Origin of the sequence: Stenotrophomonas daejeonensis, assembly GCF_001431505.1 — a bacterium.
GTDB lineage: Bacteria > Pseudomonadota > Gammaproteobacteria > Xanthomonadales > Xanthomonadaceae > Stenotrophomonas > Stenotrophomonas daejeonensis.
In genome coordinates, this window is record NZ_LDJP01000006.1 from 26,958 (window position 1) to 41,249 (window position 14,292).

The 14,292-nt window shown below is 69.9% G+C and carries 17 protein-coding genes; 7 read left to right on the forward strand and 10 right to left on the reverse strand.

Annotated features, from left to right (window positions below):
- Positions 1-4 precede the first annotated feature (4 nt).
- From hpf to ABB34_RS00890, 7 genes are read right to left on the reverse strand one after another with little or no spacing between them, the layout of a single operon-like run.
- Positions 5-319 carry a ribosome hibernation-promoting factor, HPF/YfiA family gene (hpf, locus tag ABB34_RS00860; RefSeq protein ID WP_057639346.1) on the reverse strand — a complete coding sequence of 105 codons (315 nt, stop codon included), beginning with the start codon at positions 317-319 and terminating at the stop codon, positions 5-7.
- A 59-nt stretch (positions 320-378) separates the two neighbouring features.
- A complete protein-coding gene (locus tag ABB34_RS00865; protein ID WP_057639347.1) occupies positions 379-1,797 on the reverse strand; it encodes an RNA polymerase factor sigma-54 in 1,419 nt (472 codons plus the stop codon).
- A 37-nt stretch (positions 1,798-1,834) separates the two neighbouring features.
- Positions 1,835-2,554 (reverse strand): LPS export ABC transporter ATP-binding protein, encoded by a 720-nt coding sequence (gene lptB / locus ABB34_RS00870; RefSeq protein WP_057639348.1) that lies wholly within the window; start codon positions 2,552-2,554, stop codon positions 1,835-1,837.
- Positions 2,554-3,081: a lipopolysaccharide transport periplasmic protein LptA gene (gene lptA / locus ABB34_RS00875; RefSeq protein WP_152979457.1), complete on the reverse strand. Its 528-nt coding sequence runs from the start codon at positions 3,079-3,081 to the stop codon at positions 2,554-2,556. The genes lptB and lptA overlap by 1 nt, the downstream gene beginning before the upstream one ends.
- Complete coding sequence (lptC, locus tag ABB34_RS00880; protein ID WP_057639350.1) at positions 3,050-3,625, reverse strand: LPS export ABC transporter periplasmic protein LptC; 576 nt, start codon at positions 3,623-3,625, stop codon at positions 3,050-3,052. The genes lptA and lptC overlap by 32 nt, the downstream gene beginning before the upstream one ends.
- The gene (locus tag ABB34_RS00885; protein WP_057639390.1) at positions 3,622-4,170 is read right to left on the reverse strand and encodes a KdsC family phosphatase; all 549 of its coding nucleotides are present in this window, start codon (positions 4,168-4,170) and stop codon (positions 3,622-3,624) included. Before ABB34_RS00885 ends, lptC begins: the two co-directional genes overlap by 4 nt.
- A gap of 43 nt (positions 4,171-4,213) precedes the next feature.
- On the reverse strand, positions 4,214-5,215 hold the full coding sequence (locus ABB34_RS00890; RefSeq protein ID WP_057639351.1) for a KpsF/GutQ family sugar-phosphate isomerase: 1,002 nt from the start codon (positions 5,213-5,215) through the stop codon (positions 4,214-4,216).
- Positions 5,216-5,267: 52 nt separating this feature from the next.
- On the opposite strand from ABB34_RS00890, the gene ABB34_RS00895 reads away from it, so the two are divergent.
- The 3 genes from ABB34_RS00895 to ABB34_RS00905 are packed head-to-tail and all read left to right on the forward strand — an operon-like array spanning position 5,268 to position 7,110.
- A complete protein-coding gene (locus ABB34_RS00895; RefSeq protein ID WP_057639352.1) occupies positions 5,268-5,498 on the forward strand; it encodes a BolA family protein in 231 nt (76 codons plus the stop codon).
- A 32-nt stretch (positions 5,499-5,530) separates the two neighbouring features.
- Positions 5,531-6,802 carry a UDP-N-acetylglucosamine 1-carboxyvinyltransferase gene (murA, locus tag ABB34_RS00900; RefSeq protein WP_057639353.1) on the forward strand — a complete coding sequence of 424 codons (1,272 nt, stop codon included), beginning with the start codon at positions 5,531-5,533 and terminating at the stop codon, positions 6,800-6,802.
- A complete protein-coding gene (locus ABB34_RS00905; protein ID WP_057639354.1) occupies positions 6,799-7,110 on the forward strand; it encodes a hypothetical protein in 312 nt (103 codons plus the stop codon). Before murA ends, ABB34_RS00905 begins: the two co-directional genes overlap by 4 nt.
- Before the next feature lie 308 nt (positions 7,111-7,418).
- Here ABB34_RS00905 and ABB34_RS00910 read toward each other — a convergent pair whose 3' ends face one another.
- Positions 7,419-8,300: an outer membrane protein assembly factor BamD gene (locus ABB34_RS00910; RefSeq protein ID WP_057639355.1), complete on the reverse strand. Its 882-nt coding sequence runs from the start codon at positions 8,298-8,300 to the stop codon at positions 7,419-7,421.
- A 113-nt stretch (positions 8,301-8,413) separates the two neighbouring features.
- Between ABB34_RS00910 and rluD the strand changes: the two genes are divergently transcribed.
- From rluD to ABB34_RS00930, 4 genes are read left to right on the forward strand one after another with little or no spacing between them, the layout of a single operon-like run.
- Complete coding sequence (gene rluD / locus ABB34_RS00915; RefSeq protein ID WP_057639356.1) at positions 8,414-9,403, forward strand: 23S rRNA pseudouridine(1911/1915/1917) synthase RluD; 990 nt, start codon at positions 8,414-8,416, stop codon at positions 9,401-9,403.
- A complete protein-coding gene (gene pgeF / locus ABB34_RS00920; protein ID WP_152979458.1) occupies positions 9,400-10,179 on the forward strand; it encodes a peptidoglycan editing factor PgeF in 780 nt (259 codons plus the stop codon). The genes rluD and pgeF overlap by 4 nt, the downstream gene beginning before the upstream one ends.
- On the forward strand, positions 10,176-10,718 hold the full coding sequence (locus ABB34_RS00925; RefSeq protein ID WP_425478907.1) for a DUF4166 domain-containing protein: 543 nt from the start codon (positions 10,176-10,178) through the stop codon (positions 10,716-10,718). Before pgeF ends, ABB34_RS00925 begins: the two co-directional genes overlap by 4 nt.
- A complete protein-coding gene (locus tag ABB34_RS00930) occupies positions 10,711-11,118 on the forward strand; it encodes a thiol-disulfide oxidoreductase DCC family protein (RefSeq protein ID WP_057639359.1) in 408 nt (135 codons plus the stop codon). The genes ABB34_RS00925 and ABB34_RS00930 overlap by 8 nt, the downstream gene beginning before the upstream one ends.
- 21 nt (positions 11,119-11,139) lie before the next feature.
- Here the strand turns inward: ABB34_RS00930 and otsA are convergent, their stop codons facing one another.
- Complete coding sequence (otsA, locus tag ABB34_RS00935) at positions 11,140-12,507, reverse strand: alpha,alpha-trehalose-phosphate synthase (UDP-forming) (protein WP_057639360.1); 1,368 nt, start codon at positions 12,505-12,507, stop codon at positions 11,140-11,142.
- Complete coding sequence (locus ABB34_RS00940) at positions 12,504-14,285, reverse strand: glycoside hydrolase family 15 protein (RefSeq protein ID WP_057639361.1); 1,782 nt, start codon at positions 14,283-14,285, stop codon at positions 12,504-12,506. Before ABB34_RS00940 ends, otsA begins: the two co-directional genes overlap by 4 nt.
- Positions 14,286-14,292: the final 7 nt, after the last annotated feature.

Genomic DNA, 14,292 nt, shown 5'->3' on the forward strand with positions numbered 1-14,292 from the left:
GGTGTCAGCCATTGTCGCGCAGTGCGTGCGAAGCGTGGGGCAGGTGCTTCTCCTTGTACTTGATGACCAGCCGGTCGAGCTTGTCGGCCAGCACGTCGATGGCCGCGTACATGGTCTGGCCGCCGGCTTCGGCGTGCAGGGTCTGGCCGGGGAGGTTGGCGCTGGCGTCGACGTGGTGTTCGTTCTTCTGCAGTGACAGGGTGACCCGGACTTCGCAGTGCTGGTCGAAGTGCTTGCCCAGCCGCTGCAGCTTGGTTTCCACGTATTCCTTCAGGGCCGGGGTGACTTCCACGTCCTTGCCAAACGTCTCGATACGCATCGGGTGCCTCCTGTGGTTCGGGTTTGCGATATGAACCGCTGCCGCCCCCTGCGCACGCCTCAGGCGATGCGGACGCGTTCGTGGGAGGCGGAGATGTTCATGGCTTCACGATACTTCGCCACGGTGCGCCGCGCCACCGGTATTCCGCTGCTCTTGAGCAGGTCGGCCAGCTTGGCGTCAGACAGCGGTTTGCGCGGGTTTTCGGCGTCGATCAGGCGCCGTATCATCGATTGGATCGCGGTGCTGGAGGCCTCGCCGCCGCCATCGGTGTCGATGCCGGAGGCGAAGAACGCGCGCAGCGGCAGGGTGCCGCGCGGGGTGCGCACGTACTTGCGGGCGATGGCGCGGGAAATGGTGGATTCGTGCAGGTCCAGCTCGGCGGCGATCTCGCGCAGGGTCAGCGGCCGCAGCGCCTGTTCGCCGAATTCCAGGAAGCCGGCCTGGTGGTGCAGCAGGCTGCCCACCACCCGCAACAAGGTTTCGCCGCGCGCCTGCAGGCCCTTGAGCAGCCAGCGCGCCTCCTGCAGCTGCGTGCGCAGGTAGCTGGCGTCGGCCTCGCCGCAGCGGCGGATCAACTGCTCGTAGCCGCGGTGGATCACCACCTTCGGGCCGGCGTGGCTGGCCAGCGCCGCCTTCCAGATGCCGCGCTGGCGCCAGACCACGCAGTCGGGGACGACGTAGGTGTCGGCGGCCGGTTCGCCCAGCTGCGCGCCGGGGCGCGGGTCCAGCGAGCGCAGCAGTTGCACGGCCTGTTCGACGGCCTGCTGCGGTTGCTTCAGTTCGCTGGCGATGCCGGCGATGCCCGCGCGTGGCAGGCGTTCCAGCAGCGGGCCGGTGGCGATCCGCCGGGCCAGTGCCAGAGCGGGCGTGGTGGCGGGCAGGGCCGCCAGCTGCAGGTCCAGGCATTCGCCCAGCGTGCGCGCGCCGACGCCGACGGGGTCGAACTGCTGGATGCGGCGCAGCACCGCGAAGATCTCGTCCTCGTCGGCGACGATGTCCGGGCGCAGGGTTTCGGCGATGGCGGCCAGCGGTTCGCGCAGGTAGCCGTCCTCGTCCAGCGCATTGACCAGCAGCATGCCGATGGCGAGGTCGCGTGCGCCGAGGTGGGACAGGTGCAGCTGCCACAGCAGATGGTCGGCGAGGGTGTCGGCCTCGGCGACGCGCTCGGCGGCGCTGCCGTCGTCGTCATCGTCGAACGAGCCGCCGTGGCCGCCGCTCCAGTCGGCGTCGGCGGGGGGCGACTCGGCCTGCGCATCGCCGTCGTCGGCTGGATCGGGGGCGGGGGCTTCGACGCCATCGGTGGCGGTTTCGCCGCCGCCGGCATCGTCGTCCCATTCCAGCAGCGGGTTGCTTTCCACCGCTTCGGCCAGTTCCTGCTCAAGCTCGGTACTGGACATCTGCAACAGGCGGATGGCCTGGCGCAGCTGGGGCGTCATGACCAGGCTCTGTCCCAGCGATGTCTGCAGCCGTGCCTTCATCCCGTTTCCCGGCAGGTGACGTGGGGCCCGCCGCGGCTCAAAGGGTGAAGCTGTCTCCGAGGTAGACGCGGCGAACGTCGGTGTTGTTCAGCAGTTCTTCCGGTGCCCCCTGCGCCAGCACGCTGCCTTCGGCGAGGATATACGCGCGGTCGCAGATTCCCAAGGTCTCGCGGACGTTGTGGTCGGTGATCAGCACGCCGATGCCGCGCTGCTTGAGGTGGGTGACGATGCGCTGGATCTCGCCGACCGAAATGGGGTCGACGCCGGCGAACGGTTCGTCGAGCAGGATCAGCCGTGGTCGTGCGGCCAGTGCGCGGGCGATCTCGCAGCGGCGGCGCTCGCCGCCGGACAGGCTGGCGCCGGCCTGTTCGGCGACGTGGCCGATCTGCAGTTCGTCCAGCAATGCCGACAGTTCGCGTTCGCGGCCGTCCGCGTCGAGGTCCTCGCGCAGTTCCAGCACCAGGCGGATGTTGTCGGCCACGCTGAGCTTGCGGAATACCGACGGCTCCTGCGGCAGGTAGCCGACGCCGAGTTTGGCGCGGGCGTACATCGGCTCACTGGTGATGTCGCGGCCATCCAGCACGATGCGGCCGGCGTCACTCTCGACCAGCCCGACGATCATGTAGAAGCAGGTGGTCTTGCCGGCACCGTTGGGGCCGAGCAGGCCGACCACCTCGCCGGCATCGAGGGTCAGGCCGAAGCTATTGACCACCTCGCGGTTCTTGTAGCGCTTGCGCAGGCCTTCGGCGACGAGCATTACTTCTTGTCTCCCTGCGTGGCCGGGGCCTTGTTCTTGGGCTGGATCACGGTGCGCACGCGGGTGCCGTCGCCGCCGCTCTGCATGTCGCCGCTGCGGGTGTTGTAGACCATGCGCTGGCCGCTGTTGGAGCCGCGCTCGGACTCGACGTTGTAGTTGCCGGTGAGCACGATCACCTCGCTGTTGACGTTGTAGTCGAGGCTGTCGGCGCGGGCGTTCATCCAGGTGCCGTCGTCCATCTGCTGCTTGAGCGTGGCCTGCTTGCCGGTCAGAAGCACCCGCTCGGTTTCGCCGTTCTTCTGGATCACGTCGGCAGTGTCGGCGTGGATTTCCATCGTGCCCTGGACGATGACCACGTTGCCGCTGAAACGGCAGCGGCCGTCATCGGAGAAGTTGCAGTCGCTGTTGGTCGAATCGATGGTCATCGGCTGGTTGCGGTCCGAGGCCTTGCCCCACGCCAGCGCGGGAGCAAGCAGGGCGGCGAACAGCGCGAGCTTAGCGAGCTTGGCGGGCAACATTGGGTTCATAGCGGGTCTTGACCTGGGAAAGGAGGGAATACTGCCGGGTTTTCAGGTTGGCCCGAAAGCCGGTGCCGGTTTGCTGCAGGCCGGGGCGGGTCATGGTCACGCGCGCGCTGGTGCGGGCCAGGTCGCGTTCGGGGAACACGTCCAGCCTGCTGGTACGGAAGGTGGTGGGTGGGGTCTTGCCGTCCCGCGGGCTGTCGCCGGCGACGTTGCCGCGCAGGCGCAGCTGCTCGCCCTTGGCGCTGACCCAGCCGGTATCGGCGCGCAGTTGCCAGTGCTGGCCCTCGGCGTCGGGCATCAGGAACAGCGGCCGGGTGATGGTCGAGGTCTGGTCGGCGCGGTTGCGCTCCATCGCCGGCGCGCGCAGGGTGGTCGACTCCTTGCCGTCCTTGCCCAGCGCGACGATCTCGAAATCGCCCAGCACGAAGTCGGTGCGGCTTTCGACGACGCTGGCCGGCGTGGCGGCGGCGCGGTGGCGCCATGCCGACCAGCCGCTGGCCAGCGCGGCCAGCAGCAGGCCGAAGCCGAGCACGATGCGCCAGTTCATCGGGCGAACCCCGCCACGGCCGCGTCGAGCTTGCCCTGCGCGGCCAGCAGCACGTCGCACAGCTCGCGCGCGGCGCCGCGGCCGCCTTCGGCGCGGGTCCGCCAGTGCACGCGTTCGGCGACCAGCGGGTGGGCGTTGGCCGGCGCCACCGCCAGCCCGACCGCGCACAGCGGGGCGAAGTCCGGCAGGTCATCGCCCATGAAGGCCACCTGTTCCAGCCCGATGCCATGCTGTGCGCACAGGGCGCGCACGCTGGCCAGCTTGTCGCCCACGGCGATCTGGGTATCGATGCCGAGGTCGGCGCCGCGCCGCTGCGCCGACAGGCTGTTGCGCGCGGTGATCAGCACCGGGTGGATGCCGTGCTTCTGCAGCAGCTTCAGGCCCAGCCCGTCCTGCACGTAGAACGCCTTGCTCTCGTTGCCTGCATGGTCGTAGTACAGGCGGCCGTCGGTCAGGGTCCCGTCCACGTCGAAGCAGGCCAGCCGGATACCGCCGGCGACGGCATGCAGTTCGGCGGGAAAGTGGGCGAGGGGAGACCAGGGCATCAGTGGGCGATCCATTGCGTCAAGGGCGTCAGTGTGCGGGCTTTTAAACCACTTTTGCCCGCAACAAGTCATGAATGTTCAGGGCGCCGACCGCGCGGCCGTCGCCATCGACCACGATCAGGCCGTTGATCTGGTGTTTTTCCAGCAGCCGCGCGGCTTCCACCGCCAACTGGTCGGCGCCGATGGTGCGCGGGTTGCGGGTCATCACTTCGGCGATGCCGGCGCTGCGCACGTCAATGTCGGTGTCCAACGCGCGGCGCAGGTCGCCGTCGGTGAACAGGCCGACCAGCCTGTCCCCGGCATCGACCACGGCGGTCATGCCCAGGCGCTTGCGGCTCATTTCCATCAGGGCGGTGCTGAGGCTGGCGTCCTCGCGCACGCGCGGCAGGTCGTCGCCGCTGTGCATCACGTCGGTGATGTGCAGCAGCAGGCGGCGGCCGAGGCTGCCGGCCGGGTGCGAGCGGGCGAAGTCGTCGGCGGTGAAGCCGCGCGCGTCCAACAGCGCCACCGCCAGCGCGTCGCCCATCGCCAGCGAGGCGGTGGTGCTGGAGGTCGGGGCCAGCGCCAGCGGGCAGGCCTCGTGGTCCACATTCACGTCCAGGTGCACGTCGGCGGCGCGGGCCAGGCTGGACTGCGGCTTGCCGGTCATCGCGATCAGCGGATTGCCCTGGCGCTTGAGCACCGGCAGCAGCATCAGCACCTCGTCCGACTCGCCGGAATAGGACAGCGCCAGCACCACGTCGTCCTCGGTGATCATGCCCAGGTCGCCGTGGCCGGCCTCGCCCGGGTGCACGTAGAACGCCGGGGTGCCGGTGGAGGCCAGGGTGGCGGCGATCTTGCGCGCTATATGGCCGGACTTGCCCATGCCGGTGGCGACCACGCGCCCGCGCGAGCCCAGCACCAGCCGGCAGGCAGCGGTGAATTCGGCACCGATGCGGTTGCCGACCCGTTCCAGCTCGGCGCGCTCGATCTCGAACACGCGGCGGCCGCTGGTGGCCAGCTCGGCATCGTCCAGCGTGTCCGGGGAAACAGGGGAAGCAACCATGCGGGCGCCGCTCGAAGGGTAGAATGGACGTCCATTTTATTAGGAAAGCGCCTTGGACGCCGAGACCATCCAGAACCTGATCGAAGCCGGCCTGCCCGGCGCCCGCGCCGAGGTGTGGGGCGAGGACGGCGTGCACTTCGAGGCCACCGTGGTCTGCGAGGCCTTCGCCGGCAAGCTGCCGCTGGCCCGCCACCGCATGGTCTATGCCACGCTGGGCGAACTGATGGGCGGCGCGATCCACGCGCTGGCGCTGAAAACCATTACCCCGGGCGAAGCCGGCTGAGCCGGCCCCGCCCACCTACCGGCCCTTATCCAATGGCGAAAATCGTGGTCACCGGCGGCAATGCGCTGAACGGTGAAGTCAATGTCTCCGGCGCCAAGAACGCCGTCCTGCCCATCCTCTGCGCGACCCTGCTGGCCGATGCGCCGGTGGAGATCACCAACGTGCCTCACCTGCACGACGTGATCACCACGGTGAAGCTGCTCGGCGAACTGGGGGCCAAGGTCACCATTGACCAGGGCACGCTGTCGCGCGGCAGCGCGATCGTGGTCGACCCGCGCAGCGTCAACCAGCACGTGGCGCCTTACGAACTGGTCAAGACCATGCGCGCCTCGATCCTCGTGCTCGGCCCGCTGCTGGCCAAACATGGCGCGGCGGAAGTGTCGCTGCCCGGCGGCTGCGCCATCGGCTCGCGGCCGGTAGACCAGCACATCAAGGGCCTGCAGGCGCTGGGTGCGGAAATCAGCGTCGAGAACGGCTTCATCAAGGCCCGCGCCGAACGCCTGAAGGGCGGCCGCTTCACCTTCGACATGGTCAGCGTCACCGGCACCGAGAACGTACTGATGGCCGCGGTGCTGGCCGAGGGCACCACCGTGCTGGAAAACGCGGCGATGGAGCCGGAGGTCACCGACCTGGCGCACTGCCTGATCGCGCTGGGCGCGAAGATCGAGGGGCTGGGCACCGCGAGGCTGGTGATCGAGGGCGTCGAGCGCCTGGACGGCGGCCGCCACGCGGTGCTGCCGGACCGCATCGAGACCGGCACCTTCCTCGTCGCCGCGGCGATGACCGGCGGCCGCGTGACCCTGCGCAACGCGCGCCCGGACACGCTGGACGCGGTGCTGGCCAAGCTGGCCGAGGCCGGCGCGCGCATCGAAACCACCGAAGACAGCATCACCCTGGACATGCAGGGTAGGCGGCCGAAGGCGGTCAACCTGACCACCGCGCCGTACCCGGCGTTCCCGACCGACATGCAGGCGCAGTTCATGGCGCTGAACTGCGTGGCCGACGGCGTGGGCGTGGTCAACGAGACGATCTTCGAGAACCGTTTCATGCACGTCAACGAACTGCTGCGGCTGGGCGCGGACATCCAGGTCGAGGGCCATACCGCCATCTGCCGTGGCGTCGAGCGCCTGAGCGGGGCGCCGGTGATGGCCACCGACCTGCGCGCCTCGGCGTCGCTGATCCTGGCCGGGCTGGTGGCCGATGGCGACACCAGCATCGACCGCATCTACCACCTCGACCGCGGCTACGAGAACATCGAGGAGAAGCTCGGTGCGCTCGGTGCGCGCATCCGGCGGGTGCCATGATCCTGCGCGGCAGGTTCACCCCGCGCCGCCGCGCGCTGCTGGTACTGGTCCTGGTGGCGCTGGGCTGGCTGGGCTGGGCGTGGTACGCCGGCATCGCCATCACCCGCGGCGTGGAGAAGGAGCAGATGGACTGGAACGGTGATGGCCAGGTCAGTCGCGACGAGTTCTTCCAGGCCTTCTACGCGGTGAAGGTGGTGGACACGCAGGAAGGCAACCGCCACTGCCGCAGCTTCATCTGGCGCGGCACCGGCGAGGAATTCCGCCGCGACTGCAGGACTGTGTTCAAGGTCGACGAAGCCGCGCCGTAGATGCGCGGCTCGCCCCGCATGCGGCTGGGTAGGTCGGGGTTACACCCCCGATGCTTTGTGCGTGTCGCCGTCGGGGGCGTAGCCCCGACCTACGGCACCGTGGAGCGGGTTCACCCGCGATTGCTTTTGAGGTTTACGCGCCGGGCCGTCGCGCGTGAGCGCGCTCCCAACGTGGGCCGGGCAGAGCCGCGTGGCATGTGGCCTTCCCCGGTGCGGCCGGGTAGGTCGGGACTACATCCCCGACGCTGTTGCTGCCACAAACGCATGACGCCCCTTGCGGGGCGTCAGTGCTGTTCCATTTGGCTTGCTTACTTGCGCGTCATCTGCGCGTTGCGCTGGCCGGTGGCGGCCGACTTCTCGCCGGCGAACGGGTTGAGCTTGCGGATCATCCACGGGTACTTCGGCCAGTCGCCGCGCAGCCACGGGTGGTCGGGCTGGTTCAGTTCCAGCACGCGGCGGGCGTCGTCGGCCAGGGTCTTGTTGCCCAGGTGGGTGTAGGACTCGCCCAGCGCGGCCACCGCGTCGTTCTGGAACGCGCTCTGCGGGTAGGTTTCCAGCAGGTAGGTGGCGCGGCCGGCGGCCGAGATCCAGGCGCCGCGGCGCATGTAGTACAGGGCGTTGTCCATCTCGTACTGGGCGAACACGTCGCGCAGTTCGATCATGCGCTGGCGCGCGTCGGCGGCGTAGCGGCTGTTCGGGTAGCGCTCGGCGACGATGTTGAAGTCGGCATAGGCCTGGCGCGGGGCGGACAGGTCGCGGCGGCTGGAGTCCAGCGACCACACCCGGCGCAGGAACACGGTGTCGCTGTTGCCGTTGGCCAGCCCGCGCAGGTAGTACAGGTAGGCGATGTTGCGGTGGGTCGGGTAGGTGCGGATGAAGCGGTCGATGCTGGACACCGCGTCGTCGTTCTTGCCGGCCTTGTACTGGGCGTAGGCGCTTTCGATCATCGCCTGCTCGGTGTACGGGCCATAGGGGTACTGCGCGATCAGGCGCCTGAAGCTGTTCTCGGCGCCGGACCAGTTGCCGCCTTCCATCAGCTTGTGGCCCTTTTCGAAGAGCGTTTCGACCGGCATGCCCTCGTCCGCGTTCTTCTTGCTGCCGCGGTGGCAGCCGCTGGCGGCGAAAACCAGGACCAGCAGCAGGGCGGTGATGCGGACGGGCGTGGACAACGGCAAGGAGCGTCGGATCATGGGTCGGGGCGGGACGCGGCAGGAATACGAAGGGGCGATGATAGCCTAGTGGCCTGTCCCGCGACTGACTCCTGCCACCGGGACCCCGAATTCCCCTTCCGCTGCCCCCTGCCATGTCCGACAACGCTTCCCCTTCTTCCCGCCAGGCGCGGGTGCCCGATGCCGCCGCTGGCCGCCGTTTCGACGCGGTGCTGGCCGAGCTGTTCCCCGAGTTCTCCCGGTCCCGGCTGAGCGACTGGATCAAGTCCGGCGCCGCGCTGCTCGACGGCGCCCCGGCGCGCCCGCGCGACCTGCTGCGTGGTGGCGAGCTGGCCACGCTGGACGCGGTGCTGGAGGTCGAAACCGATGCCCTGCCCGAGGACATCCCGCTGTCGGTGCTATACGAGGACGAGCACGTCCTCGTGATCGACAAGCCGGCCGGGCTGGTGGTCCACCCCGGCGCCGGCAACCCCACCGGCACCCTGGTCAACGCGCTGCTGTTCCGCGACCCGGCCTTGGCCAAGGTGCCGCGCGCCGGCGTGGTGCACCGGCTGGACAAGGACACCAGCGGCGTCATGGTGGTGGCCCGCACCGTGCAGGCGCAGACCGCGCTGGTCGAGCAGCTGTCCGCGCGCGAGGTACACCGCCAGTACTTGGCGGTGGTCTGTGGCGCGCTGGTGGCCGGCGGCACCGTCGATGCGCCGATCGACCGGCACCCGCGCGACCGCCTGCGCATGGCGGTGCGCGAGGACGGCCGCGATGCGGTCACCCACTACCGCCTGCGCGAGCGTTTCCGCGCCCACACCGCGCTGGAGTGCCGGCTGGAAACCGGCCGCACCCATCAGATCCGCGTGCACATGGCGCACCTGAAGCACGCCATCGTCGGCGACCCGCTGTACGGCGGCGCGCTGAAGCTGCCCAAGGGCGCCAGCGACGAACTGGTCGCGCAGCTGCGCGGCTTCAAGCGCCAGGCGCTGCACGCCGAGACGCTGGAATTCATGCACCCGATCAGCGGCGTGGCGGTGCGCAACAGCGCGCCGGTGCCGGCCGACCTGCTGGCGCTGATGCAGGCGCTGCGCGAGGACACCGGGGCCTTCAATGAGCGCGAGCGGGACCGCTGGTGAACACCGCCGCGCCGTGGCTGGAAGCCGGCTGGCCGGCGCCGCCGGGCGTGCGTGCCTTCACCACGGTGCGGCAGGGCGCGGGCGGCTCGCGGCCGCCGTTCGACCGCTTCAACATGGGCAACCGCACTTCGCCCGAGGGCGACGACCCACGACAGGTGCAGCGCAACCGCGACGAACTGCGGCAACTGGCCGGGCTGCCCTCGGCGCCGCACTGGCTGCGGCAGGTGCATGGCACCGGCGTGCTGCGCTTCGACGCCCCGCCCACCGCGCAAGGCGTTGAAGCCGAGCCGGAGGCCGATGCCGCCGTGACCTCCACGCCCGGGGTGGTGCTGGCGATCCTCACCGCCGACTGCCTGCCGGTGGTGTTCGCCGCCCGTGATGGCGGCGAGGTGGCCGCCGCCCACGCCGGCTGGCGCGGGCTGGCCGCCGGCATGCTGGAAGCGACGCTGGCGGCGATGCGCACGCCGGCGGACGATGTCGTGGCATGGCTCGGCCCGGCGGCCGGGCCGGCGCATTACGAAATCGGCAGCGACGTGCGTGACGCCTTCCTCGCCCATTCGGCGCAGGCCGAAGCCGCATTTGCCGCCACCCGGCCGGGCCACTGGCGGGTAGACCTGTATGCATTGGCGCGCCAGCGTTTGCAGGCTGCCGGCATGGACGCGGCCGCCATCCACGGCGGCAACCAATGCACCATCGCCGATCCGTCACGCTGGTTTTCGCACCGCCGCGATCGCCGCAGCGGGCGCATGGCCACGCTGGTGTGGATGCAGCCGTGAGCACGCCGCTGTTCGAGCGCGTGCTCGGCGCCGCGTTCGCAGGGTTGCCGCCGCGCTTGCAGGCGTTGCATTCGATAGCGGAACGCCAGCGCTGGCGCGGGCGCGGCGAGGTGCTGCGCGGCACCCACTGGCTGGTGGTGCCGTGCGCATGGCTGGCGCGCTTGCCGCCGGCCGCCGCAGACGTGCCGGTAGGTGTCGAATTCGTCGTGGACGAAACCGGCGAGCACTGGAACCGTCGTTTCGGCGGCGTGCGCATGGCCTCGCGGCTGTGGCAGCGTGACGGCCACCTGTACGAACGGCTGGGCGCACTGCGTTTCCGCTTCGCGCTGGAAGTGGTGGACGATGAAATCCTGTGGCGGGCCGTGCGTGCATGGGCGTTCGGCATCGTGCCGCTGCCGGCGCGCTGGTTCGCCGGCGTGCATTGTCGCGAACGCGAGCGGGAAGGGCGCTACGAATTCCTCGTCGACGTCTCGATGCCGTGGCTGGGACGCCTGATCCGCTACGAGGGCTGGCTGCTGCCGGAGGGCGGCGATGACTGAGCATGCTGCGCCGGTAATCGTGTTCGACGGCGTCTGCGCGCTGTGCAGCCGCTGGGTGCGTTTCCTGCTGCGCTTCGACCGCGCTGGCCGCTATCGCTTCGCGGCGATGCAGGGCGTGCATGGACGGCAACTGCTGGCCGCGCATGGGTTGGACCCGGACGACCCGCTGTCGTTCCTGCTGGTCGAGGCGGGCGGCGCGTTCACAGATACCGACGCCATCGTGCGCGTGCTGGCCGGCCTTGGCGGCCTCTGGAAACTGGCGCTGTCGGCGCGCCTGCTGCCCCGGCCGCTGCGCGATGGCGCCTACCGCTGGCTGGCGCGCAATCGTTACCGCTGGTTCGGCCGCCACGATGCCTGTTACCTGCCGACGCCGGCGCAGGCGGCGCGGTTCCTGGACTGAGGCCGGCGCGACGGCGGCGGCTCAGCCGCCTTCCAGCGCCTGCAGGTAGTCGCTGCGCCAGCGGTGGATATCGTGCTCCTGCAAATGCTGCATCATTGCCTGCCAGCGTTCGATGCGCTCGCCGCGCGGCATGTTCGCCGCGGTGGCGATGGCATCGGCGACGCCGTCCAGGTCGTGCGGGTTGACCAGCAGCGCCTGCTTCATCTCGTCGGCGGCGCCGGCCAGCAGCGACAGCACCAGTACCCCGGGGTCGTCCGGGTCCTGCGAGGCCACGTATTCCTTGGCGACCAGGTTCATGCCGTCGCGCAACGGCGTGACCAGCCCCACCGCCGCCTCGCGGTAGAAGCCGGTGAGGGTGCGGTGCGCGTAGTTGCGGTTGACGTAGCGCAGCGGCGTCCAGTCGGCCTCGGCGTGGCTGCCGTTGATGTGCCCGGCCAGTTGCTCCAGCTCGTGGCGCAGGGCGCGGTACTCGGCCACGCTGCCGCGCGACACCGGCGCGATCTGCAGGAACGTCGTGCTGCCTTTTTCCTGCGGATGGCGGGTGAGGTAGCGCTGGAAACCGTGGAAGCGCTCGGGCAGGCCCTTGGAGTAGTCCAGCCGGTCCACGCCGATCACCAGCTTGCGGTGTTCCAGGCTTTGCCGCAGCGCGCGCACCGCGCTGTTGCCGGCGGCCGCGCGCGCCTGGCGGGCGATGTGCCCGGTGTCGATGCCGATCGGGTAGGCCGAGGTGCGCACGCGCCGGCCGTCCGGGGATTCGATCCAGTCCTCGTCGATGATCCGGCCGCCGCCGAACAGGCGTACCCATGACTGGAAACGGGCGGCATCGCGCCGGGTCTGGAAACCCAGCAGGTCGCAGGCGTACAGCGTGGAGAACAACGAGCGGTGCTCGGGCAATGCCTGCACCAGGTCGGCCGAGGGCACCGGTACGTGCAGGAAGAAGCCGATGCGGCAGCCGATGCCGCGCTCGCGCAGCAGCGCCGCCAGCGGGATCAGGTGGTAGTCGTGGATCCACAGCGTGTCGTCCTCGCGCAGCAGCGGCGCAAGCTTGTCGGCGAACAGCGTGTTGATCTTCCAGTAGGTCTCGCGCTTGCGCCGGTCGTAATCGACCAGGTCGAGGCGGAAGTGCAGCAGCGGCCACAGCGTGCGGTTGGAGAAGCCGTTGTAGTAGCCGTCCAGGTCGGCCCTGGACAGGTCCAGCGTGGCGTAGTGGATGTTGCCGTCGGTCTGCTCGTGCAACGCGCCGCTGTCGCCGGCCACGCTGCGCCCGCTCCAGCCGAACCACAGCCCGCCGCGCTCCTGCAGCGCCGCCAGCAGGCCCACCGCCAGCCCGCCGGCGCGGTTCTCGCCGGGCAGGGCCACGCGGTTGGAGACCACCACCAGCCGGCTCACGACGCCTCCTGCCAGCTGCGCGACAGCCGCATAGCCGCGGTGATCAGGCCCACGTGCGAATAGGTCTGCGGGAAGTTGCCCCACATCTGGCCGTCGTCGAAGGCCAGGTCCTCGGACAGCAGGCCGAGTGGGTTGCGCCGCGCCAGCACGCTTTCGAACAATGCGCGCGCCTCGTCGAGGCGGCCGATCGCGGCCAGCGCGTCGATGTACCAGAAGGTGCAGATGGTGAAGCTGGTCTCCGGCGCGCCGAAGTCGTCCGGGGCGATGTAGCGGAACAGCGCGTCGCCGTGCCGCAGCCCGTTGCCGATGGCTTCGACGGTGGCGACGTAGCGCGGGTCGGTCGCCTCGACCAGGCCGATGTCGGCCAGCAGCAGCAACGAGGCGTCCAGGTGGCTGCCGTCGAAGGTGTCGGTGAAGTGGCCCAGCTGCGCGTTCCAGCCGCGCGCCAGTACCCGCTGGCCGATGGCGTCGGCGCGCTCGCGCCACAGCGTGGCGCGTTCGGGCAGTTGCAGGCGGGTCGCGATCTTGGCCAGGCGGTCGCAGGCGGCCCAGCACATCGCCGCGGTGTAGGTGTGCACCGCGGTGCGGCCGCGGAATTCCCACAGGCCGGCGTCGGGCACGTCGTGCAGCGCCCAGGCGCGTTCGCCCAGCGGTTCCAGCCGGGCGAAGGTGTGGACGTCGCCGGGGTCCTTCAGGCGCTGGTCGAAGAACAATTGGGTCGAGGCCAGCACCACCGAGCCGTAGACATCGTGCTGCTTCTGCAGCCAGGCCAGGTTGCCGCGCCGCACCGGGCCCATGCCGCGGTAGCCGGCCAGCGATTCGACCTCGTGCTCGTCCAGCTTTTCCTCCAGGCCGATGCCGTACAGCGGTTGCAGGCTGCCGTCGGTGCTGGCGAGGTTGAAGATGTAGCGCAGGAAATCCTCCATCGACTTGGTCGCGCCCAGCCGGTTCAGCGCGCGCACCACGAAGGCGGCGTCGCGCAGCCAGCAGTAACGATAGTCCCAGTTGCGCGCGCTGCCCGGCGCCTCGGGGATGGAGGTGGTCATCGCCGCGATGATCGCGCCGCTGTCCTCGTACTGGCACAGTTTCAGGGTGATGGCGCTGCGGATCACCGCGTCCTGCCATTCCAGCGGGATCGACAGGTAGCGCACCCACTCGCGCCAGTAGTCCTCGGTGCGCTGCTGCGCTTCCTGCGCATAGTCGGCGAGGGACCGATGGAGCGTTTCGTCCACCCCCAGTACCAGTTCCATCGGGTGCGCCAGCACGAACGGCAGGGCATCGCGGACGAAGCGCACCGGCACGTCGGTGGTCAGGCGCAGGGTGAAACCCGGCAGCAGCCAGCGCATGTGGTTGCTGCCCCAGGTGGTTTCGGGAATGCGCGCGCCCCAGTCGGCCAGTGGCCGCACCCGCACGCGGATGCGCGGGCTGCCGGCCAGCGGGCGGATGCGGCGGATGATGCTGGGCGGGCGATAGAAGCGGCCGTCGTGGCGCCAGCGCGGGGCGAAGTCGATCACCTCCACCTGCCCGCCGTGCGCGTCGTGCAGCACCGTGCGCAGCACCGCGGTATTGGTCAGGTAGTGCTGCTCGCTGCCGGCGAAGTCCTCCAGCTCGATGCCGAAATCGCCGCCTTCGTGCGCGCGCGGCGACAGCAGCGCGCAGAAGGCGGGGTCGCCGTCGAAGGCGGGCAGGCAGCTCCACACCACGCGCGCCTGCTTGTCGACCAATGCGCCGAAGCTGCCATTGCCGATGACGCCGAGGTCGAGGTCGGATTGATGCATCGTTGCC

What these genes read in the sequence shown, in the direction of transcription:
- hpf (WP_057639346.1), bottom strand. Translation starts at nt 319, where the DNA reads ATGCGTATCGAGACGTTTGGCAAGGACGTGGAAGTCACCCCGGCCCTG.
- ABB34_RS00865 (WP_057639347.1), bottom strand. Translation starts at nt 1,797, where the DNA reads ATGAAGGCACGGCTGCAGACATCGCTGGGACAGAGCCTGGTCATGACG.
- lptB (WP_057639348.1), bottom strand. Translation starts at nt 2,554, where the DNA reads ATGCTCGTCGCCGAAGGCCTGCGCAAGCGCTACAAGAACCGCGAGGTG.
- lptA (WP_152979457.1), bottom strand. Translation starts at nt 3,081, where the DNA reads ATGAACCCAATGTTGCCCGCCAAGCTCGCTAAGCTCGCGCTGTTCGCC.
- lptC (WP_057639350.1), bottom strand. Translation starts at nt 3,625, where the DNA reads ATGAACTGGCGCATCGTGCTCGGCTTCGGCCTGCTGCTGGCCGCGCTG.
- ABB34_RS00885 (WP_057639390.1), bottom strand. Translation starts at nt 4,170, where the DNA reads ATGCCCTGGTCTCCCCTCGCCCACTTTCCCGCCGAACTGCATGCCGTC.
- ABB34_RS00890 (WP_057639351.1), bottom strand. Translation starts at nt 5,215, where the DNA reads ATGGTTGCTTCCCCTGTTTCCCCGGACACGCTGGACGATGCCGAGCTG.
- murA (WP_057639353.1), top strand. Translation starts at nt 5,531, where the DNA reads ATGGCGAAAATCGTGGTCACCGGCGGCAATGCGCTGAACGGTGAAGTC.
- ABB34_RS00905 (WP_057639354.1), top strand. Translation starts at nt 6,799, where the DNA reads ATGATCCTGCGCGGCAGGTTCACCCCGCGCCGCCGCGCGCTGCTGGTA.
- ABB34_RS00910 (WP_057639355.1), bottom strand. Translation starts at nt 8,300, where the DNA reads ATGATCCGACGCTCCTTGCCGTTGTCCACGCCCGTCCGCATCACCGCC.
- rluD (WP_057639356.1), top strand. Translation starts at nt 8,414, where the DNA reads ATGTCCGACAACGCTTCCCCTTCTTCCCGCCAGGCGCGGGTGCCCGAT.
- ABB34_RS00930 (WP_057639359.1), top strand. Translation starts at nt 10,711, where the DNA reads ATGACTGAGCATGCTGCGCCGGTAATCGTGTTCGACGGCGTCTGCGCG.
- ABB34_RS00940 (WP_057639361.1), bottom strand. Translation starts at nt 14,285, where the DNA reads ATGCATCAATCCGACCTCGACCTCGGCGTCATCGGCAATGGCAGCTTC.